The organism is Lutibacter sp. (assembly GCF_041562875.1).
Classification (GTDB): Bacteria; Bacteroidota; Bacteroidia; order Flavobacteriales; family Flavobacteriaceae; genus Lutibacter.
In genome coordinates this window covers 1-22,002 of record NZ_JBFFOE010000031.1, presented here as the reverse complement: position 1 = coordinate 22,002, position 22,002 = coordinate 1, and the positions used below count along the sequence as shown (strand labels likewise).

Genomic DNA, 22,002 nt, shown 5'->3' with positions numbered 1-22,002 from the left:
ATTGTTTTCATTTATTCAATTACCCAATTGGAGGGTTCATCAACGTTGCTCTTTGTATTTTAATTTTATTTTGGCTGAATGGTTATTTCATAGGAATCTGCATTTTTTAAGAGTCTTTTTGTAAATCCCTGAATGTCTGCCACAGAAATATTATTCACCAGATCTTCAAAATTCTTCGGGTCATTCATATGATAGCCTTCACGAAAATAATTGATCAGCAGGCTCATTTCATAACTGTTATATTGCTGCTGTTCTTTTCGTTCCTTTAAATAATTCGTTGTGACTTTATTCAGATCCGTTTGCTGAATCTTGCCTTTTGCCATATTTTCAATTTCCCGGTGCACTATCACAACCAATTTTTCCACTTTCTCAGGATTACAATCAAAAGACACGGAAACAGACGCGCTTTCAACCGGTCTTTTCGACACGTTTGCGCCTGCACTCGCACCATAGGTTCCGCCTTCTTGTTCTCTTAAGGTTTCGGTAAATCTTAATTGTAAGATATCTCCTAAGGCTCTGGCTATTAATTCATTTTTTAAACTGTATTCAATCTCATTTTTGTATCCTATTCTCACCGAACTTTTAGGGTGTTCCATTTTAAGATAAATATCCTTGTCAATCGCATTGCTTTGCCATTTTGCCGTATTGTCTTTCCATCTTTCTTTTGTATCATCGGTTGGAATACTTGCAATATATTTTTCCAATAAAGGCTTAAGCGTTTCTGGCTGTAAATCACCGACAATAAAAAACTCAAAATCTGATGCATTTCCAAATCTTTCCAAATATGTTTCTTTTATCTTTTCAAAAGAAATTTTCTCAACATAATCTGAATTAAATATTTGTGTTTTTGGATTGTTGTTGCCATAAATAGCCATAATAACACTGTCTTTAATTTTTTCATTAATATCATTGCTTCTTTTTATGAGATAATTATCCACATTGCCCATCAATACTTTATAGGCGTCCATGTCAAATCGGGGCTTTACAAAACGCAAATGAACCATTTGCAACATGGTTTCCACATCTTTTGTTACCGAAGATCCAACAATTGCTTCATTGATTGATGAAAGGCTAATTCCTGCAGATGCTGTTTTACCGGCCAAAACCTTCGTTAGATCTGTGGGCGAGTAATCTCCCAATCCGGAGAGTTGAACTACATTGCCCATTAAGTTGGCTGAGGGAAGATCGCTGTCTTCAACCAATGACATTCCTCCTTCACTTATAGCATTTAACTTTACATCATTTTTGTTTTTGTCGGTAAATTTGTAATGGACCTTTATGCCGTTGCTTAGTATGAACGTTTTGGAACCAACGACATCATTGTCGACTTCCGACACTATTTTCCCATTATTTATTTCGATGCCGGATATTAAGGTTTTTCCGCTAAATTCATCTGAATAAGGCACAAGTGTCTTGTCATCTTCTGCGGTTTTTATAATTTCAAGCGCGGCTGTTTGCGTTAAATTGTTGTTTTCGTTAACTCCTGTGGTTATGATATACCTGTTTTTTTGGGTATACAAATTCTTCATTCCCCTGTGTACTTCCTCTTTGGTCAAGCTATTAAAAATTTGCTTCACAAGTTCATACTCCTTTTCAATATCGGTCATGGTTTTATTCTCCAGATAATTTTGTTGGATGGTGTTTGCAATCTGACCGTGTGAGATATCTTCACGCTTGCTTATTTGATTTTCATAATAGTTTTTAAACTGAACAATTGTTCTGTCTATTTCGGATGTTGTAAATCCGAATTTTACTAGCCTGTTTATTTCATTTAAAGCTACTTTAAACGCCTCTTGCTGTTGGTTTGGTTTGGGAGAGATTTGGACAGAAAAAGCGTTTGTTGCTCTGGAATGATCGCTATATCCTACACGAATCCTTAGAAAAGGCGCTTGCGGATCTTGCTTTTGTTCATTAATTCTTGCCGATAACATAGTTGTTATCATTTGATTCAGCAAAGATCCTTTTAAATCTGCCACTGTTTCATCTTTCAAATTTCTTGGATGCCTGATTCCAAAAGAAATTTGGGCGATAGACACCTCATCATCCATCACCAGAACATATTGCGGTGCTTCATTGTCGGGAATCTCAACGATGAATCGCTCTTTCGGATCTTCAACCGGAGGTATGGTTGAAAACAAGTCTATAATTTTTTGTTCTATTTCGTCTACATTGATATCTCCAATTATGGCAATGGCCTGCAGATCGGTTCTGTACCAGTCGTGGTAGAAATCACGAAGTGCTTTATACTTGAAATTTTCTACGATATCCATTTGACCGATGGGCATCCGTTGCGCATATTTAGAGCCATTGAACAATGTAGGGAGTGATTTTTGAAATATCCTTAAACCACCCGTTTGTCTGGTTCTCCATTCTTCTTTGATTACGCCGCGTTCGGCATCTATTTCTTCATCGGTAAGCAACAGATAATGGCACCAGTCGCGTAAGATCAACAAACCTGTATCTATCAATTTTGGGGCTGTGGGTACATTGTCAATATTGTACACTGTTTCATCGAAGGAGGTATAGGCATTGATATTCTTGCCGAAAACAATGCCTTCCTTTTGCAACGTATTTAAAATTTCTTTACCCTCAAAGTTTTCGGTGCCGTTAAATGCCATATGCTCTAAAAAATGTGCCAGGCCCTGCTGGTCATCATTTTCAAGTACAGATCCTACATTTTGGATGATATAATAACTGGCTACATTTTTAACAACATCTGTTTTACTTATATAATATGTTAAGCCATTTTTTAAAACTCCTTTTTTAATATTTTGATCTACCGGAAGCGCTTGGTTAAGATCTATAGTTTGAGCACTTATGCCAATACTCAGTAAGAAGAGTAATACGATTGCAATTGTATTTTTCATTTTTTATTTAATTATTTATTTGTTGTTGTTTTTAAAACTCCAATGCTGACGCGATTTAATATTTAACTTTTTATGTAGATTCCAGTTTCACACCCCCCCTAATCCCGAACAAAAATGGGAGGGATTTGATTCGTATAACTTCGAACTTCCTGCATTTTTTTACTTCGGTCTTCTGTATTCCGTTTTCCGTCTTCGGACAACCTATCTCAATAACACGGGACAACCATTCCTTGAAAATGGTTGCCCGTGCACCAACTCAATATATTGTTAGCAGTGTAATTAATTCAAACAAAAAAACAATGAAATATGATTGAGTCAGGATTTATTTATTGAACTCGTTATTGAATATTTTCCCATGTGTTAAATGTTTTTTTGAGATGACTCGTTTCACCTGTTAATAATTTATTTGTCAGTGGTTACATAGAATGCAGATAAAATGGATATCTCCTTTCACCTATAAAGACAGTAATGGTTTCCTCTACCATAGGTAAGTATTTATTTTTTACTTAATAATCTGCCATTCATTATTTTGAAGGTGATAAAATACCTTCAATCACTCTTAGGTTATTATTGATTCTTAATGCCAGTTCCTTAATTTCTTCTTCTGTAATGGCCTCTATTTCTGCTATGTTTTCTTCTTCTGTCAATAAAGGAATATTGTGCTTAAAACTATCAGTCACATTCTCAAAATACTGTCTGTTATATCCTTCTTTTTCATCAATCTCTTTCTTTAAACTGCTTTTTATTTCATAGAGTTCTACTGTATTGATTTCTTTGGAAAGTTGTTTAAGTTCTTCATAAACAATAGCCGCCAGCCTATCAGTTTTTTCGGGATTGCAGTTAAAACTAACGGTTAGTGTAAAACTGGCTTCCGGCAGGTATTGCATACTGCCTTTTACACGTACCCCATATGTGCCACCTTCTTTTTCCCGTATCTTTTCCATGTAGCGCTTGGCAAGTAATTGTTCTGTAACCTTAATAAGCAGTTTGTTTTTATGGTTGTATTCCAAATTACCCGTAAAATATATATTTATACTTCCCTGAGGGGTTTGCATTGTCCGTGATAGGTGCACTTTCTCAATGCCCGCCTGTGGCTTCATCTTGTGGTTTATAGCTGTTTCCCGAGTATGGGTTCCGGGAATACTTCCTATATATTTTTTTGCCAATGTCAAAAATTGTTCGGTTTCTATATTGCCCATAAATATAAAATCAAAATCGGATGCATTTTTGATACGGTCTCTGTAAATGGTTTCTATGGTTTGCATAGATAGGTTGTTCAACAATTGTTTATCAAACAACACTTCTCTACTGCTGTAGTTGCTCATTGCCAATTGCAGGGAATCGGTTAAATCGCTTTGCGCACTTCCTTTAAGGACATCGTGCAGGTTTTCTAAGTTTTGCTTTGCAACTTCAAAAGCCTGATCATCAAATCTTGGTGCTGTAAACGTAAGGTAGATTCCTTTAAATAATTTTTCAATATTATTGAGATTGCTGTAGGCTGACAAAGTTTCTTCATAATTTTCTATCTTAACGTTAGCAGTTATGACTTCACCAGATTCACTCAATTCTATTTTATTTAAATTACCCAACCCCGATGCCGAAGTAAATACGGTGGCAAACAGCGCGTTGGACAGCAAGGCTTCATCCAATAACGATTTACCACCTGGACTGAAACCGTTAAAATAAAAATCTTCATTTTTCTTGAGTGGAGAGAACAAACTTACGCAGGCACCATTGGACAAGGTATATCTTATTGCTTCACCACCCTCTAATTTTTCTTCATGAACAACCTCAGCTTCTGTCAGTGCTAAATCCATTAATTTTTTCTCATATGTTATTTCTTTATATGGTTCAGGATTGGCATTTCTTGATGTATGCAAGACCTCTAAAACTTCTGCTTCTGTAGGATATAATACATCATCAGTTCCTTTAATTGCCACCACATTGTCTTTTGTGGTATAATATTTATGAAGGTATTCGAGCAAACTGTTGTTTGTCACTTCTTTTAAACAAGCTTGTTCATAGCGTTGCTCCCATTCATAATCGGCAAGCTGATGGTTTTTAAAAAAAGCTTCATATATTTTAATGGCATTGTAAATACTGCTATGCCAGCTTTTATTGTTGGTATTGTTGCTACGTCCCATAGACGATTTAACGCGGTTAAACTCTTCCGGAGTGGCACCGTAAAGCATGAGCCTTCTAAATTCGGTTAGCGCGAATTGTAATGCAGGCAACAGACTATCCCTTTTTGGTTGCATGGTTATTTTCAGTACTTCAAGAGGTCTTGCAATATTTTCAAAACCAAATCGGATTGAAAGCACCGGACTGGAAGGCAATCGAGACAGTTGATTTAAACGCTGGTTGAATATCGTACTGAGCATCCTGTACTTTACGCTATTTTCCAGCGCGTCCTTTTGAGACAAATCAGGATCTACTGGATGCTTTATATAATATTCTATTTCCGGCGCCCCAAGTTCAGGATCGGTTACATTCAGGTAGATAAAATCTTCTCCCAACGGCACGTCATAAGATTTGCGTTCAGGCAGATTTTTACGAAGCGGTATGTTAGAAAAAAGGGCTTTTATTTTCTTTTCAATTTTTGCAATATCCACATCACCTACGACAATAACCGCCTGTAAATCAGATCTATACCATTTTTTATAATAGTCCCTTAACTCATCATACTTAAAATTATTGATGATGTCCATAGTTCCAATAGGGGATCTTTTGGCATATTTAGACCCTGTCAATAAACCCTGATTCTTTATTGTATCGGCAGTACGAATTGCTGCATTATAACGGGTACGCCATTCTTCTCTTACTACACCACGCTCACTGTCTATCTCATCGTCTGTAAGTGTTAAACTTCCTGACCAATCATGAAGTATGAGCAATACTGAATCCAGTAACTTCTCATTTTGTATGGGAACATTTTTTATATTGTAAACTGTTTCGTCATATAAGGTATACGCATTAATGTCATTGCCAAATTTCACCCCGTTTTTCTCCAGATATTTCAGCATTTGTTTGTCCTTAAAATGCGTTGTACCATTGAATGCCATGTGTTCCAGAAAATGTGCTAAACCACGCTGGTTGCTTTCTTCTTGCATAGAACCTACATTCTGTGCGAAATAAAAGCATGCCCGGTCTTTGGGATTTTCATTATGCATAATATAATAATGCATGCCATTTGCTAAAATCCCTGTTTTTAACTCTGCGGATTTAAATTGATTAAGGTCTTGCTCTTGAGCGCGCCCAATTTGCAGCGACAACAAAGCAATCAAATATATGTACTTCATCTATTATTATTTTGATAAGATTATTAGTGCCTTGAGTTGTTTTAATTTTAGTTCACTTCAAAAAATTAACCGCAAATAACGCAAGGAAAAAGCGCAAGGGACGCAAATGCTCAATTTTTAAAACAGGGCTTAGCGTATTCTTTGCGAAAAAACTTAGCGACCTTTGCTGTTAAAATAAGGATTTAACTTGCAAATCCAATTAACCTACCACCGGTAGCTAACTTTTAGACACTTCTCTATTTTAGTGCCTTAAGTTGTTTTATTCTTCATTCACTTCAAAAACTTTTAACTTCCAGCTTTTAACTTTAAAGACACTTCTTTTTTTATTAGTTAAAAATTCTCTCCAGCTCGGCAGTCAATGCTTCACCTCTCAGGTTTTTGCTAATAATAATACCATCGGGATCCAGCAGTATGTTAAATGGTACTGAATTTATACCGTATTGAAGGGCTACTTCATTCTTCCACCCTTTAAGGTCGCTGACATGGATCCAGGGAAGTTCATCTTTTTTTATGGCCATTTCCCAAGGTTCATGACCTCCATCTAATGATACACCAACAATTTCAAAGTTTTCATTCTTGAATTTGTTATAGGCTTTTACAACAAAAGGATTTTCTGCCCTGCAGGGTTTACACCAACTGGCCCAAAAATCCACCAATACATATTTTCCTCTAAGAGAACTTAATTTAAAGGGATTGCCTTCTACATCAGTTTGTGTAAAATCCATGGCTTTTTCACCTACCAACGATTTCTTGGCAATCGCTATGCGTTCCCAGGTACGTTTTCCTAATGGGGTATTGTGCAACGTTTCATTAAATTTATTGTATTCGGTTTCGGCTACTTGGGCATTAAATTTACTGCCTACTTCATGACGGGCAAAACGGGTAAAAGCAATGTAAGAGTCTCTATGGTTTTCAATATACGCATGTACAACAGCCGCAATACTGTCTACCATGACATTAATGGTGTCTCTGTTTGCCAATCTTATTTCCATAGCGGGTTGAGGCTCACTGTGAGAACTTTTAAGTAAAGCATCAATTTTTTGCATCATTGGTTTTGTCAGCAAGTCTATTTCCATGGATTGGTCAGTAAGAACAGAGCCTTTTATTGTGGCATATTTTACAGAATCGGTTGCCTTGAGCGCCATCTCACTATTATCAATATAAAAATTGAAGTTATCGCGTTGCCATGATTTATTAGGAAATGCATTGCCGTGGCGTATGCTGATAGCGGCCTCTATGGGGTGTGCTACACTGCCTTTAAAAGTGAATTTACCATTTTTCACGGGGGCGGTATCCGTTATTATTGTGTCCCATTGTTTATAAGAAAGCACCGCGACAGACGAAGCGGGCAAGGCATTCATTTTGCCATGTATAACAAAGCTTTCATCATTTGTTTTCTTTGTTTCGGTACTTTCGCATGCACTTAAAACCAATATGCACAAGGCTATGGCATAAAAAAATATTTTCATTTGATGTTTTTTAAATTTGAAATGAGAAAGTAATCGGGCATGTTTTTTATTCACGCCCAATTGTTTTTTTTAATATGCAGATCTTATTATATATCCCTTCACACCTTCGTCAGTAACTAATTTGATTAAATTTTCCTTTTCCTTTTCTGTCAAAATGTCTTTCAATCCAGGCACAACAATATATAACATTAAATCTTTCTCTCGTTCTGTTAAGTTAGAAATAGCATTCTCTATTTCTTTTAACACGGTTTCTTTGCCTTCATTTGTGAGCGTTAATACTGCTGCTGATTTAAAAACAGGAAGTGTTTTTAAATTTGAAATTCCCAATTTGAGTATATGTTCCCATGTGGCGTTAATATCTTCAATTGTAGCCTTACCATAACCTCTCACTACCGAACCAAAATAAAGTTCGTATTTTGCAACCAATATAGCATCAATCTTTTCTGTTCCCACAACTTCTCTGAATTGATCCCGTTTTTCTTCAAATAAATTTGCTTTATCCGATTTCAATGGCGCAAACATTTCGTAAATAAATAAGGCCTCATTGCTTACCTTTTCATCATCAGTCAGGCTATTATAAAATTCTTCCACCAATTCATCCGGCTTAACAGTGTGAGTGCTTATTAAAACCTGAAGATAATTTGACACCAATTTAATATCTCTTTCACCAGAATCATAACGTTGTTTTAATATCCCATAAGCTTTTTCGGAATCAAATGATTCACTTACTTTATTTATAAATTTTTGGGGTTCTAAAATACCTCCGGCAAATATATGCACTAAATCTCCTTTATTGTCTAAGATTACAAATGTAGGATAAGCTTTTATTTTATATTTGTTAGCAAACTGAGGGCCTACCTCTCCTTTTTCTGCATTTATTTTTAAGCTTACAAATTTAGGATTGAAATAGTCTCCTAATTCTTTCAAAGGGAAGACTTGCTTATCCATTAATTTACAAGGTGAACACCAATCGGTATAAACATCTACAAAAATATACTTGTTTTCTTTTTGCGCTTTTTCAACTGCTTGCTCAACACTTAAATCTTCAAATGCAACTCCTTGAGCAACAGAAAAGAACACATTGAATAAGATTAGTGATGCTACTATTAATTTTTTCATGAAATTTATATTGTATTTCAAATCAGGGTAATTATGTTATTTACTTTAACTACCCTGATCCAATTTATATTTATTGATTATTCACTAAATTAGGATTTTGGTCTGTAACGGTTTTTGGAAACCTAAGAACCAAACGTTCTTTGGTTAATGTATATGTTCCTTGAACACTTCCGTCACTATTATATGATGTATGCGTGAAACTTGAAACCGGTGTTAGAATATCCGGATCTACAGTTAGCCTTCTCATATCAAACCATCTAAAACCTAAAGCTGCAAATTCACGTAAGCGTTCGTCAAATATAAAACGAAGTAACGCCTCCTTATTTGATGCAGTGGCAACAGGCACTACAGCAAACGCCTGGGGCATTCTGTGTTTCCTAAACTCTTCAAGAACAGCAACTGCGCCTGTCAGATCATTAAGACGGCACTTTACTTCTGCGTTCAATAGATAAATTTCCTGAACTCTAATTCCAAAGGCTGTTTGTCCGCTTCCCGTAACTTTTCTGCCAACGCCTGCTATAGGGTATGCAACGTTGCTTCTTGTTTTAGCTGAATACTGTTTAAGTCGTAAATCAGTTACATCATATAAGGCCATAACTTCCGGCCTAACAGTAAGTTCGTTAGACGTGTTTCCCCAGTTATTTACAAATTGTTTACCATAAAGGTTTTCCGGATCGGTATCAACCCGCTGACCGCTATAGCCCAGATTGTGATCAAGAAGCCTTACAGCGATACCCATATCATCATATTCTGATAAAGCTTCATTAAGAAAGGGGCTTGCTTCTGAGAATTTCCCCATAAATGTGTAGGTTTTTCCTAATAAAGCCTTACCTGCTGCTTGTGTAAACCTAAACCTGCTCACTACTTTGGTTGGTAAATAAGGAATCGCAGCTGTAAGGTCGGAAACTATAAAATCATACACCTCTTTAACTGTTGCTCTGGTAAAATTAGAGGCTATCAGGTCTGCTTCTGTAATTAACGGAAAACCAAGATCTGTTGAAGATGTCGCTTCATTATAAGGTAACCCATAATAATTAATCAATAAAAAATAAACCCAGGCACGCCCGGCTTTTGCTTCAGCCTGTAACGCCATTTTTTCTTCTTCTGAACCTTCAGTGGCATCCAATACCTCATTGATAATTTTATTATAGATATAGAGGTTCTCCATGGTATTCTCAAGTTCACTCGCGTTTTGTTCATCATCATAAATATCGGCTTCCCAGCGAAACAAGCGTTGTGTTCTTAAAGCAGCACTGCTCATATAGGGCTCAAAAGATACCAATTCACATCCCAAAGGTACTTGGCCATTGGTATTGGTCATATTTATTAAATTTAGATTGTAGAACATTTTATCATAATCTACAGTCTTTTCTGCTATTAGTTTACCTTTTGGGACGATCTCAAGGAAATCGTTTGAACATGAAGCAAGAATAAAAACACTCAGACAAAATAATAATGCTTTATAGTATAATTTGTGTATACGTTTCATATATATATATTTTAGAATTTTACATTTAGACCCAAGGTTATTCTTTGTCCCTGTTTAAGCGTTCTGCTACCGCCAAAATAATGGTATTCAGGATCAATTCCATAACTATTGTCTGCCCATAATAATAGATTAGATATTTGTCCTCTCACAGTTATCTGGTCAATACCCGTATTCGCAAATATTTTTGAAGACAACCTATAATTAAGGCTGATATCTCTTATTTTTACAAATGACCCGCTTATTACATTGTTATCTCCATAGACATAATAATTTGTAGAACGCGTACCGTCTTCTACATCTGTATGCCGTGGAATATCAGTAATAACTTCATCTCCGGGAGCCATCCATCTGTCCATAAAATCTTCATTAATGTTTCCGGTAATAAAATTAAAATTTGAAGGTACCAATCTGGTTCCGCTATAGAATGTATTAACATCACGACGCATTACATGGCCAAAACTAAAAACAGTGTTTATGTTTAAAGAAAGGTTTTTATAAGTAAACGTATTGCCAAAACCTCCATTCCATTTAGGCTGGGTAGTTCCCATAAATTTTATATCTTCCGGCGTAGTTACATTAGGATCTTTGGTAATAGTGCCGTCTGCCAATCGTATCTGTGGATCGCCATTTTCATCAAGTCCTACATAATCATAAGCAAAAAGCGCAAACGTTGGATAACCTACAACAAACTGTTCATTTACTCTGACACTTCCAGCTGTTGTTTCTGTCGTTAAATTAAGCTTTGTAAGTTTGTTTACATTGTAAGCCATATTTAAGGTAGAGAACCATGAAAAGTCTTTTGATGTTATATTTTGAGTTTGTAAAGACAATTCCACACCATTATTTTCAATATCACCAAGATTTCCTATTACACTGCTATACCCTGCAAGTGGATTGGTTGGTATAGTTCCTAATAAATCTGTTGTTTTCTTTTGATAATAGTCAATGGAACCAATAATGCGTCCGATCATATTAAAATCTAAACCAAAGTTTCTTGTTGCTGTACGTTCCCAGCTCAATTTAGCGTTCCCCGGAGTCGATATTCTAAGTCCTGTTTCAGGAAAGAAAATACTGGATGTAGGGCTTAATATATCAAATGATGCAGCGGCCCCCGGACTTGGCGCATTTCCTGCTATACCGTAACTAGCTCTTATAGCTAAGGAATTCAACCAATCGGAATCTTCAAGAAAAGACTCCTTGCTGATATCCCATTTAGCGCCTGCACTCCATACCGGTTTATTTTGAGCTGATTTATCAAGTCCAAATAAATTACTTTGATCATTTCTTATACTAGCATTCAAAGAATATTTACGGTTGTATGTATAAGCCGCATTGCTATAATACGATGTAAATCTGGTAGTGGATTCAGCACGTCCAAAATAACGTTGACTACTTAAACTGCTAAAAACCAATCCGTACTGAGGATAATTGTAAGCATTTGGTTTAACAACGTTATCCACTCTTGTTAAATTACCATAATCTACCTGCTCATAAGATTGTAATCTGTCGTCATACCCCCTAACTTCGCTCAATTTAGTAACACTAACTTGTTCTTGCGCTTCTTGTCCCGCAATCAAGTTAAGTTGATGCATTCTGTTATTCCAATCTTTCACATAAGATAATTGATTTCGCACGGTCCAAGCTTCAACATTTGTATTTGTAACTCTGTATTTACCTCCTGTTGACGGTAAAAAATATTTAGGCGCTGCTCCCGGTGAAGAAACCACGGTAAACTCAACAAGTTCTGTTCTTTCTCCTATAGTAAGGTGATCCTTATAATCCTCTTTCTCAATACCATTTACTGTATAACCATATTTTCCCTGAAACTTTAATCCATCAATAATATCCAACTCAAAGCCCAAAATATTTCTTATGGATTTTGTTTTGCTCTCACTATAAGCATAATTAATTTCATCCAACGGTGTGTAACTTAAGTCTATGCGACTAGCATTTTCCATAACTGTCCTAATGGAGTCATTCAACTGAGTCATATGAGACATCTCTATGTTATTGCCATCGGCATCTCTAAATAGCTGATAAGGCAAAAAACGACTATCTATATTTATATTGTTTGGGCTGAATTTGTCTTGGTGGGTAAGATCTGTTATCAAATCAACATTAATACGTTTACCAACATCAAAATTTTGTCTTAAGTTTAATTTATATTTATTATCCTTCTCGCCCGGTCTATTGCTTTGTGTTCCTGTATAATTTCCGGATCCATAGAAAGAATACCCTTTTTTACCTCCAGAAACTGAAAGGGTATGGGTATTAAGAATTGAAGGGCGATACCACAATTGCTCTATTTGGCCTCTATTGTTTATGGAAGCTAAACTGTCTAAACTGCTTCTCGCTGCAGCATTACTTATGATACCACGATATTGGTCATATAAAATTTGTTCATGAGGTGGTATACCATTTCCTGAGGTTGTAAAACCGGTAACATCTGCATATGTATTACGTACCGGATCAAAAATACTTTCAACAACTTGAATAAACTCTTCACTGTTAAGGGTTCGTAAATAATCAAGATCGGCTCTGTCTTCCATTGAAATAAAGGAATCGTACTGAAATTCAATCTCTCCTGAAGTCGAACCTTTTTTTGTGTTAATAACAATAACACCATTTGCTGCTCTTGCTCCCCAAATAGAAGCTGCTGTTGCATCTTTTAAAACAGTGATATCTTTGATGTCTTGTGGATTAATATTTAAAAGACCTGATATTGCCGCTGCACTACTTGATTGAGGCGCTAAATCTGCAATAGGAATACCGTCTATAACGATTAGTGGACCTGAATTTAACAGTTGAACTGTTGATAAACCTCTAATTAATGTTGAATTAAAAAGTTCGGCACCGGGACTTTTATTTATGGTAAGCCCGGGAACAAGACCTTCCAAACGCTCAGTTACATTCATAGTGCTGCTTCTATTTTGAAACGCCTCCATATCAGGTTTAGCATAAGAACCCGCAATGCGCTCTTTTGGAATAGTCTGATACCCAGTTGACACTAACACTACTGCATCTAACTCTGCAACATCTTCTTCCAAAGTCACATTGATGGTTTTTTGATTTTCAACCAAAACTTCTTTAACTTTAAAGCCTAAAGCTTTAAACACTAAAACATTATCAGATGTAGGTACCATAATTACATAATTACCTTCAAAATCTGTAGCTGAACCCCTGCCAGTACCTTTTACAAATATTGCAACACCGGGAATGGGTTGCCCGACCATATCGGTTACCTTACCAGAGATTTGAATTTGTTGTTGGGTGTCTTTTGATTTTATTACTATGGTATTATCCTCAGAAAGCACTATACTAAACTCAGTTGTTGAAATACTTTGATTCAATAGTTTATCTACCCTGATTACACCCTTCTTCAATTGTACTTTTGGTGTATCCATAAATAGCTTTTCAGGATATAAAAAACTATACTGAGTTTGGTTTATGATTATTTGGAACACTTCATCAATGGTTGCTTCTTTGTCAGCCTCAATCGTTACTTTTTCCTGTCCTAATGTGGTTTCCACATTAAAACTGAATACTGTTGTACATAATAAGAAGATAAATGTTCTCATAATCATTAAAAGGAGCCCTTTTCTGACCCCATCCCGGTAGCTATGGGGATAAATTGGGAGTGAACGGGCATTAATTAATTTAATTTCCATAAATTTGCATTGTGTTAGTTAGACATTTGTTTAATTATTCACTATGGAGGGACGAAGTTTGATACACCGCGAAATGTTTGGACTTCGTTCCCTTTTTTTTCCATCCCCGGCTCTTCACTAAGGGAAGAGAGCAGGATGGTGATTCTTAATATAATTTATATCTTTTATCAAAAAAATTTATCAAATCTTTATCTTTATTTAATTACTTGATCTAATGTGGTAATTACTAAATTAATTAACCAGATTTATTTTAATATCACCTGCTTATCATGAATTTCATAGTCCTTTATAACATTGAAATTTTTTATGATATTTAAAATATCGACGATGTCTTGGTTTTTGCGCAATATGCCGACAAACCTGACTTCCTCCAATGCTTTATTTGCAAAGATGACATCCATATCATACCAACGTGACAATACTGTCATAATCTCCTTCAGGGTTTTGCCCTGTAATATGAGCTTGCCATTAACCCAAGCGATTTCTCCTTTAATATCAATATTATTAATTGACATTTTGTTCGTTGTTATATTCAGGTTTGACTGTTGATTGGGAGCCAATAGTTGTTTTGTTACTGCCGAGCTTATCACAACCTTACCTTCTACCAAGGTGGTGTAAATATTGGCTTCGTCTTTGTAGGCTTTGATGTTGAACTTGGTACCCAGTACTTCAATTTCTTGTGCTTTATTGAACACTTTAAATGTTGCCCCATTGTGCTCGGTACTGGGTGACACTTCAAAATACGCTTCTCCATATACAAGTTCCACATGACGGCTTTCACCATTAACAAAACTTACCGGATATTTTAATTGGGATTCGGAATTCAACCAAACCTTGGTGCCATCGGACAGGGTTAGTTGGAACTGCCCTCCTCTAGGGATTGTTAGATAGTTGTAGGCTAATTCTTCAGTTACATCGTTTGAAAGATCATCATATATAATTTGCTCGCCATTGCTGTTTGCATTTTTAGCCTGATAGGCTGATCCTTTTTCCAAAATAACTATTGAGCCGTCTTCTAAAGTTAAAGTCGCTTTATCTGTACCCTTCTCAATTTTGTTATTGACAATTATAGGTGTTGTGTTTTCAATTTGGTTATTGAAAGCAGTGTCCCTTAAAAAATAAGTTGATGCCAGCGCTACGACAAGGATTGCGGCGGCGGTGTATTTCCAATACAATTTTCTTACCGGAACATTTATTTTAGACTTTATCTTGTTCCAATCAGCTTGTTTGTCTATTTGTTTTGCCAAATTAAGACGCTCTTTAATAAGCGTATCATTGGTTAAATTATCGAGAATATATTGCTTATCCTGAACACTGAATAATTCAGAATTATGTAGGTCGGTAGTTTCTTTATCTTGCAATAGCGATGCAGCCAGATGTTTTGATAATGCAATGATTTTATTAAAAACGGGCATAGTTCAATATGGTTATTTATTATAAGACGACAAAATATTTAAAGAGGGTTAAGAAATGGTTAAAAAAAGTTAAAGTTTTTTATCTTTTTGGCAGAGGAAATTAGAAAATAAGGATGAAATCCTATAATAAGTCCGAGATTCTTGTTTTATTACTAACCATCCGTTGCTGTGCTTTTGGTATAGATATCTCCGCTTAACTTAGGGAAAAGCTATTAATAGACACTTAATTGGTTGATTCGAAAATAAAAGCGATGAGAATGAAGTAGTCTTTTAATAAAGGCTTTAGACGTTTGTAGCCTATTTTCTTTTGTGTTTTAACAGTGTTGACGGAAATGCCCAATTCTTCTGCTATTTCAGCATTGGTAAAGTCTTTAATACTTAATTTAATAATCTGTGCGCATTTATTTGGCAGTGTGTTTATGGCATTCTCAATTATAGATGAGGTTTCTAAAATAACCATCTCCCTTAAAAAGAAAGGTTCGGTTTCCAATTTTTCCATCTCACTTATGGAAAAATGTTCCGTTGTTTTAACGTATTTGCTTTTTAGATAATCGAGGGATTTATTTTTTACAGAGGTATAGAGATAAGATTTGATGGTATTTTCATTCTGAAATTCGATTTTATCTTCCCAAATCTTGATAAATACTTCCTGAACAATATCCTTTGATACTTCCAAATTTTTTAGGTAACTGTTTGCAAATAGGCACAGGGACGTATACAGCTTATCGAAAAGACTTTTATATTCTTTTAATGTTAACTTGTACATGTTAGTATTTTGCACTGTCTTTTTGAATTAATCCCTGTCCAAATCTAAATAAAAGAAACTGATATGCAAATAAAAACGGCACAAATAGTATAGCTACATATTTAAAATTGATTTTTTACCTACATGTAAATCGTCAGCAAAAAGTGGACTGATTCTAATAATTACATAGAGAGTGTTTTCAAAATCATTAAATTTGATATATTATGAAAACACGTAAAAAACAAACCACCGAAAACTACATCAAAGAGATTCGCAGAAGAACAAGAAGGATCTTCGGTTCTGAACAGAAAATCCAGATAGTTATGGAAGCGTTAAGAGCAGAAACATCTGTTGCAGAATTATACAGAAAATATGCGCTAAATGAGTCCCAATTTTACAAATGGAACAAAGAGTTTTTAGAAGCTGGAAAGAAACGATTAAAGAGATTTAATTAATTTCTATTTAGCGGTTCCGTTCTATTGTTTTTAAGCATACAAAGGGCAGTGCCCCCAGATACAGCTCAAATGAATGCTAAAGTTAGTGAAATGATTAAGGAAGCTCTTAAAAGTGATGGTGTAGAAGAGATTTTTAAACTAGGAGACCAAAATCAAAAAGAGATTGACATTTTTGATGGAGATTATCTAGCTAAAATTGAGAAAATAAAATTACCCAACACAAAAATTAAATTATTGCAACAGTTGTTGTTAAAAGCTATTGATGAATTAAAGAAAACCAATAAAATAAAAGGAATTGACTTTTCTAAAAAGTTTAAATCTATTGTTGATAAATACAACGAGCGAAAAGAATCTGATATTTTAAGAAGTAATGTTTTAGAAGATTTTACCGATGAAATTATTGATTTATATTATAATCTGAGGAAAGAAAAAGATTCATTCGCAGAAATAGGAATTGACTTTGAAGAAAAAGTATTTTATGATATTCTAAAAGAAATTGCACACAAATATGATTTTTCATATCCTGAAGATAAATTAATTTATTTAACCAAAGAAGTTAAAAAAGTAGTGGATGATAAAACAAAATACCCAGATTGGAATCAGCAAGATGATATTAAAGCTGAATTAAAAGTTGATTTAATTATGCTCTTAGCTGAAAATGAGTATCCTCCAATCACAAGAGACGAAGTATTTAAAGAAATATTTGAGCAGGCTGAGAATATTAAGAAGTATAATAATGGCTAGGAATTCAGGTAATAGTTATTTCAATATAGCTTTATGGTTTAATGGAGGAAGAAATAAAATTATTAATGAGGTATAACAATTACTTTTATGTTAAAAGTAAACATTCCATAGAATTAAAAGACTTTAAAAAATTTAATTATTAATTAGATTAAGAATATTAATCTAATTAATTTGTAGTCGAAAATCTACATTAGAAATATTAAGTGAATAAATTGTAAAATAAAAGATGAAACCAGATATCAAAAGCAAACTTGAGGGTAAAAACCCTAAAAAGGTAAAAGAACACAGAATTATTTTACAATAAAAAAGATTCTATTTTTGAAAATTGGTAATTTTAAGGCAGAAAAAAAAGAGTGTTCAGTAACACTCTTTTTTTAATGTTTTTATTTAAGATTGCTATTTCTTCTTCTTGTGCTTTAACACCTTTGCATCAATATAAAAAATAATGCTTTCAGAAATATTTTTAAGCAAATCTCCAATTTTTTCAAACTTTTTCATTACCACAAGTGCCATTAAATATTGGCGAATTAATTCTGGATTTTTAAGAGCATCTTCAGCAACTATTTCAAAAGCATTGTCATTTATTTTGTTAATAATCTTATCTTTTTTAAATACTTTTCTGGCTGATTTTATATTTTCATCTCTAAAAGCAGTTACAACATCTTTAAACATACTATCAAGAGTTTCAAACATCTCTTTAAATTGCATGCTATCAATAACTTGCGAAGTTAGCTTTTGATTTAAATCGATGGTATGATTTGCTATATCAAAAGCTTGATCGCCAATTCGTTCTAAATTGTAATTAATTTTAAGTACTGATAGGGCGAATCTTAAATCAGTTGCCACAGGATTGTATAAAGCTATAAATTGATCGGTATCTCTTTCAATTTTTAAATCAAGTGCGTTAATTCGGGTTTCTTTTAAAATGATATCTTCTGCTAAATCAGTATCAAAAGTTGTAAAAGTTTCATAAGCATTTTCAAATTGCTTTTGACACAGCAACAACATTTCTTCACAAATTTGATTTAAAGCAGCTCTTTGTTCGTCAATATTTATCATAATTTTATTTTTTATCCAAACCTACCTGTAATATAATTTTCAGTTTGCTTTTTTTCTGGATTTGTAAATATTTTTTTTGTTTTATCAAACTCTATTAATTCTCCTAAATAAAAAAACGCAGTATAATCGCTAATTCTAGATGCTTGTTGCATATTATGAGTAACAATAATAATGGTGTATTCTTCTTTTAAATGATGAATTAATTCTTCAATTTTAGCTGTAGAAATAGGGTCTAAAGCTGAAGTAGGTTCATCCATTAACAGTATTGAAGGTTCTACGGCTAAAGTTCTTGCAATACACAACCTTTGTTGCTGCCCACCAGATAATGCTAAAGCTGATTTTTTTAACTTATCTTTTACTTCATTCCACAAATCTGCTTGTTTTAGTGCCTTTTCTACACGTTGGTCTATTAATTTTTTATCTTTTATACCTTGAATAGTTAATCCGTAGGCAACATTATCATAAATAGATTTTGGGAAAGGATTTGGTTTCTGAAAAACCATTCCAACTTCTTTTCTAAGTTGCTCAACCATGATTCCTTTCTTATAAATGTTGGCATCATCAATTACTATTCTACCATCCATTTTAAATCCTTCCACATAGTCATTCATTCTATTAAATAAACGCAAAAAAGTAGATTTTCCACATCCAGAAGGACCAATAAAAGAGGTTATACTGTTTGGCTTAATATTCATAGAAATATTTTTTATAGCCTGAAAATCATCATAAAAAACATTTACATTTTTAGCGTGTAATTTATATTTTTCAACTACTAGTGCTTCTGTTTGAATATCAATATTTTTTTTTGTCATAACATCCATCGTCTTATTATTGTAATTTTTTTTGCCATTTGTTTCTGAAATAAACTGCAATTCCATTCATTATAAAGGTAATTAACAATAATATGATTATTGCTCCAGACGCAGCAATGGCAAAACCCTGCTGTGGCCTTGTTGTCCAGTTAAAAATTTGCATTGGTAATACAGAAAATGTATCAAATAATGATTTTGGTACAAAAGGTACATATGCCATGGCACCAACAACAATTAAAGGTGCTGTTTCACCAATTGCTCTTGATAGTGAAAGTATGATTCCTGTTAGAATTCCTCCAAATGAAGAAGGTAAAACAACATTACTTATCGTTTGCCATTTTGATGCTCCTAAAGCAAATGATGCTTCTTTAAGTGATGAAGGAACAGCTTTTATTGCTTCTCTTGTTGCTACTATAATTATGGGTAATATTAAGAGAGATAAAGTTAATGCTCCTGATAAAATACTTCCACCAAAACCAAAAAACCGAACAAAAACCCCTAATCCTAATAATCCATAAATAATAGAAGGTACACCTGCTAAATTCGAAATATTTATTTCTAAAAGTGATGACCATTTTGATTTCTTCGTATATTCTTCCAAATAAATTCCGGCACCAACTCCAATTGGAATTGCAAAAATAATAGTTAAAAGCATTAAATCTAAAGTTCCAATAATTGCTGTGTAGATACCTGCGCTTTCAGGTTTTCTTGAAGGTAAACTTGTTAAGAAACTCCAATTAATTCTTGTTAGACCTATTTTAAAGATATTATAAATTAAAATTACCAACATTAAAATTCCAAACATGGTAAATAATACCCCGAGGATTTTAAATGCCTGATCCTTGAGTTTATTTTTTCTTAAATTATTCATATTTCTCTTGGTATTTTTTCTTTATCCAAAAACTAATACTGTTTAAGATAAAAGTGAACAAGAATAGTGTAAGACCAGCAGCAAAAATAGTTTTATATTCCAGTGAACCTTGTGGTGCATCACCTGAACTTACTTGTACAATATATGAAGTAATTGTTTGTACTGGTATTGTAGGGTCTAATGTAAACTGAGCTTGCTGACCAGCAGCAATAGCTACAATCATAGTTTCGCCAATAGCTCTTGAAATTGCTAAAATAATAGACACAATAATACCAGATGAAGCTGCGGGAATCATGACTTTAAATGCTGTTTGAAATTTAGTTGCTCCCATCCCAAAAGATGCTTCTTTTAATGCCTTTGGAACGGCATATAAAGCATCTTCACTTAAGGAAGAAATAAATGGAATAATCATAATACCCATTACAATTCCAGCAGATAAAGAGTTAAATGTTTCTAAATCTGGATAAATGCTTTGTAAAAAAGGCGTAACAATAGTTAATGCAAAAAAACCATAAACTACCGTTGGTATTGCTGCTAAAATTTCAAGAAAGGGTTTTAGTATTTTTCTAAAACTTTTAGGAGCGTACATATTTAAATAAATAGCAATTGTTAACCCTATTGGTAATGCAACTGCAATTGCAATTGCAGCCGTTAAAAAGGTTCCTGAAACAAGTGCTAAAATACCAAAATGCTTTTCACTGAATAAAGGTGTCCATTGTGTATCAGTTAAAAACTCAAATATTGATACATTTTTAAAAAACGAAATACTCTCAAACAAAAGTACCGCAATAATACCAATGGTTGTAAATATTGTAATAGAAGCACAAAACTTCAATACATTTTCAATTATTTTTTCTTTAATTCTCATATATTAGAATTGCCGATAAGTTTTCCTTACCGGCAAATATAATTTTTAAAAATACCTATTATTTGATAATTATTTTATTAAAAGCAGCTTTTTGTTCATCGTATCCACTTTGAGGCATTGGTACATAACCAACTTCTTTCGATAATTGGGGTGCATTGTCTAAATAAAAAGCAATAAATTTTTGAACCTCTGGGCGTTGAGCTGATTTTTTGTTCACAAAAATAAATAATGATCTAGATAAAGGAGCATACTCATTACTTGCTACTGTTTCTATACTTGGTAAAACAGCACCAGCACCATTATCAATTCCAACAACACCTAATTTATCTTTATTTTCTTCGTAATAAGACAGTCCAAAATAACCTAAAGCATTCACATCTTTTTCAATTCCTTGAACAGCAACATTATAATCTGAAACTGCATTGTAATCCGTTCTGCTTGCTCCTGATTCTCCCATAATTACTTCAGTAAAGAAATCATAAGTACCATGAGAAGTATTTGGTCCATATAAATGAATTTCTTCATTTGGCCATTCAGCTCTAATATCATTCCATTTTTTTACTGTGCTATTTGGTTCCCAAAGTTTTTTAAGTTCTTCAGTTGTCATTGTTTTAGCCCAGCTATTGTCCTTATTAACAACTACAGTAATTCCATCAAGTGCCACTGTTAATTGAATATATTCAATACCGTTTTCGTTACATAAAGCAATTTCTTTTTCTTTAATTTCTCTTGAAGCGTTACTAATATCTGTAACTCCAGTTCCAAATTTTTTAAATCCACCACCAGTACCTGATTCACCTACAGTTACTTTTACTTTCGGTTCAACTTTTAAAAATTCTTCAGCAACAGCTTCTGAAACTGGAAAAACAGTTCCTGAACCATCTATTGAAATTGACCCTCTTAATTCTGTTGTTTTTTCTTTTTTCTCACCACAAGATCCTAATACTAGAGCAAGTGTTAACATAAATACTAATTTTTTCATTTTTTTATCTTTTAATTGTTTTGCAAAGGAATAATTTGATTGTAAAGTTTAAGTTAAGTAAAAATTATTTATTTCACATTAATTTACTTACAATCGGTTATTTATAATTTAAATTCTGCGTTTAAAAATACTAATGATTT

Annotated in this window: 13 protein-coding genes and 2 pseudogenes; 2 read left to right on the top strand and 13 right to left on the bottom strand. The window is 33.8% G+C overall.

Annotation, left to right across the window (positions count from 1 at the left end; translation table 11 throughout):
• Positions 1-65 precede the first annotated feature (65 nt).
• From ABY863_RS06380 to ABY863_RS06345, 8 genes are all read right to left on the bottom strand, one after another.
• Positions 66-2,867 carry a M16 family metallopeptidase gene (locus ABY863_RS06380; protein WP_372793423.1) on the bottom strand — a complete coding sequence of 934 codons (2,802 nt, stop codon included), beginning with the start codon at positions 2,865-2,867 and terminating at the stop codon, positions 66-68.
• A gap of 524 nt (positions 2,868-3,391) precedes the next feature.
• Complete coding sequence (locus tag ABY863_RS06375) at positions 3,392-6,166, bottom strand: M16 family metallopeptidase (RefSeq protein ID WP_372793422.1); 2,775 nt, start codon at positions 6,164-6,166, stop codon at positions 3,392-3,394.
• A 326-nt stretch (positions 6,167-6,492) separates the two neighbouring features.
• Positions 6,493-7,689, bottom strand: coding sequence for a thioredoxin-like domain-containing protein (locus tag ABY863_RS06370; protein ID WP_372793430.1), 1,197 nt, complete (start codon positions 7,687-7,689; stop codon positions 6,493-6,495).
• A 15-nt stretch (positions 7,690-7,704) separates the two neighbouring features.
• A complete protein-coding gene (locus ABY863_RS06365) occupies positions 7,705-8,715 on the bottom strand; it encodes a thioredoxin family protein (RefSeq protein ID WP_372793421.1) in 1,011 nt (336 codons plus the stop codon).
• 109 nt (positions 8,716-8,824) lie between these two features.
• Positions 8,825-10,243 (bottom strand): RagB/SusD family nutrient uptake outer membrane protein, encoded by a 1,419-nt coding sequence (locus ABY863_RS06360; protein WP_372793420.1) that lies wholly within the window; start codon positions 10,241-10,243, stop codon positions 8,825-8,827.
• 11 nt (positions 10,244-10,254) lie between these two features.
• Complete coding sequence (locus tag ABY863_RS06355; RefSeq protein WP_372793429.1) at positions 10,255-13,647, bottom strand: SusC/RagA family TonB-linked outer membrane protein; 3,393 nt, start codon at positions 13,645-13,647, stop codon at positions 10,255-10,257.
• Positions 13,648-14,156: 509 nt separating this feature from the next.
• Positions 14,157-15,326, bottom strand: a complete 1,170-nt coding sequence (locus tag ABY863_RS06350; protein ID WP_372793419.1) for a FecR family protein — start codon at positions 15,324-15,326, stop codon at positions 14,157-14,159.
• Positions 15,327-15,549: 223 nt separating this feature from the next.
• Positions 15,550-16,092 carry an RNA polymerase sigma-70 factor gene (locus ABY863_RS06345; RefSeq protein WP_372793418.1) on the bottom strand — a complete coding sequence of 181 codons (543 nt, stop codon included), beginning with the start codon at positions 16,090-16,092 and terminating at the stop codon, positions 15,550-15,552.
• A 203-nt stretch (positions 16,093-16,295) separates the two neighbouring features.
• Here ABY863_RS06345 and ABY863_RS06340 point away from each other — a divergent pair.
• Both ABY863_RS06340 and ABY863_RS06335 read left to right on the top strand, forming a co-directional pair.
• Positions 16,296-16,511, top strand: a pseudogene (locus ABY863_RS06340) (transposase); the annotation flags it as partial.
• 1 nt (position 16,512) lies between these two features.
• Positions 16,513-17,270, top strand: a pseudogene (locus tag ABY863_RS06335) (type I restriction enzyme endonuclease domain-containing protein); the annotation flags it as partial.
• Between the two features lie 396 nt (positions 17,271-17,666).
• On the opposite strand, the gene phoU reads toward ABY863_RS06335, so the two are convergent.
• The 5 genes from phoU to ABY863_RS06310 are packed head-to-tail and all read right to left on the bottom strand — an operon-like array spanning position 17,667 to position 21,862.
• Positions 17,667-18,329 carry a phosphate signaling complex protein PhoU gene (gene phoU, locus ABY863_RS06330; protein WP_372793417.1) on the bottom strand — a complete coding sequence of 221 codons (663 nt, stop codon included), beginning with the start codon at positions 18,327-18,329 and terminating at the stop codon, positions 17,667-17,669.
• Positions 18,330-18,340: 11 nt separating this feature from the next.
• Positions 18,341-19,141: a phosphate ABC transporter ATP-binding protein PstB gene (gene pstB, locus ABY863_RS06325; protein WP_372793428.1), complete on the bottom strand. Its 801-nt coding sequence runs from the start codon at positions 19,139-19,141 to the stop codon at positions 18,341-18,343.
• 16 nt (positions 19,142-19,157) lie between these two features.
• Entirely contained in the window at positions 19,158-20,012 is an 855-nt protein-coding gene (gene pstA / locus ABY863_RS06320; RefSeq protein ID WP_372793416.1) for a phosphate ABC transporter permease PstA, read from the bottom strand.
• The gene (pstC, locus tag ABY863_RS06315; protein ID WP_372793415.1) at positions 20,005-20,880 is read right to left on the bottom strand and encodes a phosphate ABC transporter permease subunit PstC; all 876 of its coding nucleotides are present in this window, start codon (positions 20,878-20,880) and stop codon (positions 20,005-20,007) included. The genes pstA and pstC overlap by 8 nt, the downstream gene beginning before the upstream one ends.
• A 58-nt stretch (positions 20,881-20,938) precedes the next feature.
• Positions 20,939-21,862 carry a PstS family phosphate ABC transporter substrate-binding protein gene (locus tag ABY863_RS06310; protein WP_372793414.1) on the bottom strand — a complete coding sequence of 308 codons (924 nt, stop codon included), beginning with the start codon at positions 21,860-21,862 and terminating at the stop codon, positions 20,939-20,941.
• Positions 21,863-22,002: the final 140 nt, after the last annotated feature.

What these genes read in the sequence shown, in the direction of transcription:
- pstC (WP_372793415.1), bottom strand. Translation starts at nt 20,880, where the DNA reads ATGAGAATTAAAGAAAAAATAATTGAAAATGTATTGAAGTTTTGTGCT.
- pstB (WP_372793428.1), bottom strand. Translation starts at nt 19,141, where the DNA reads ATGACAAAAAAAAATATTGATATTCAAACAGAAGCACTAGTAGTTGAA.
- ABY863_RS06355 (WP_372793429.1), bottom strand. Translation starts at nt 13,647, where the DNA reads ATGGATACACCAAAAGTACAATTGAAGAAGGGTGTAATCAGGGTAGAT.
- ABY863_RS06375 (WP_372793422.1), bottom strand. Translation starts at nt 6,166, where the DNA reads ATGAAGTACATATATTTGATTGCTTTGTTGTCGCTGCAAATTGGGCGC.
- pstA (WP_372793416.1), bottom strand. Translation starts at nt 20,012, where the DNA reads ATGAATAATTTAAGAAAAAATAAACTCAAGGATCAGGCATTTAAAATC.
- ABY863_RS06360 (WP_372793420.1), bottom strand. Translation starts at nt 10,243, where the DNA reads ATGAAACGTATACACAAATTATACTATAAAGCATTATTATTTTGTCTG.
- ABY863_RS06345 (WP_372793418.1), bottom strand. Translation starts at nt 16,092, where the DNA reads ATGTACAAGTTAACATTAAAAGAATATAAAAGTCTTTTCGATAAGCTG.
- ABY863_RS06350 (WP_372793419.1), bottom strand. Translation starts at nt 15,326, where the DNA reads ATGCCCGTTTTTAATAAAATCATTGCATTATCAAAACATCTGGCTGCA.
- ABY863_RS06310 (WP_372793414.1), bottom strand. Translation starts at nt 21,862, where the DNA reads ATGAAAAAATTAGTATTTATGTTAACACTTGCTCTAGTATTAGGATCT.
- ABY863_RS06380 (WP_372793423.1), bottom strand. Translation starts at nt 2,867, where the DNA reads ATGAAAAATACAATTGCAATCGTATTACTCTTCTTACTGAGTATTGGC.
- phoU (WP_372793417.1), bottom strand. Translation starts at nt 18,329, where the DNA reads ATGATAAATATTGACGAACAAAGAGCTGCTTTAAATCAAATTTGTGAA.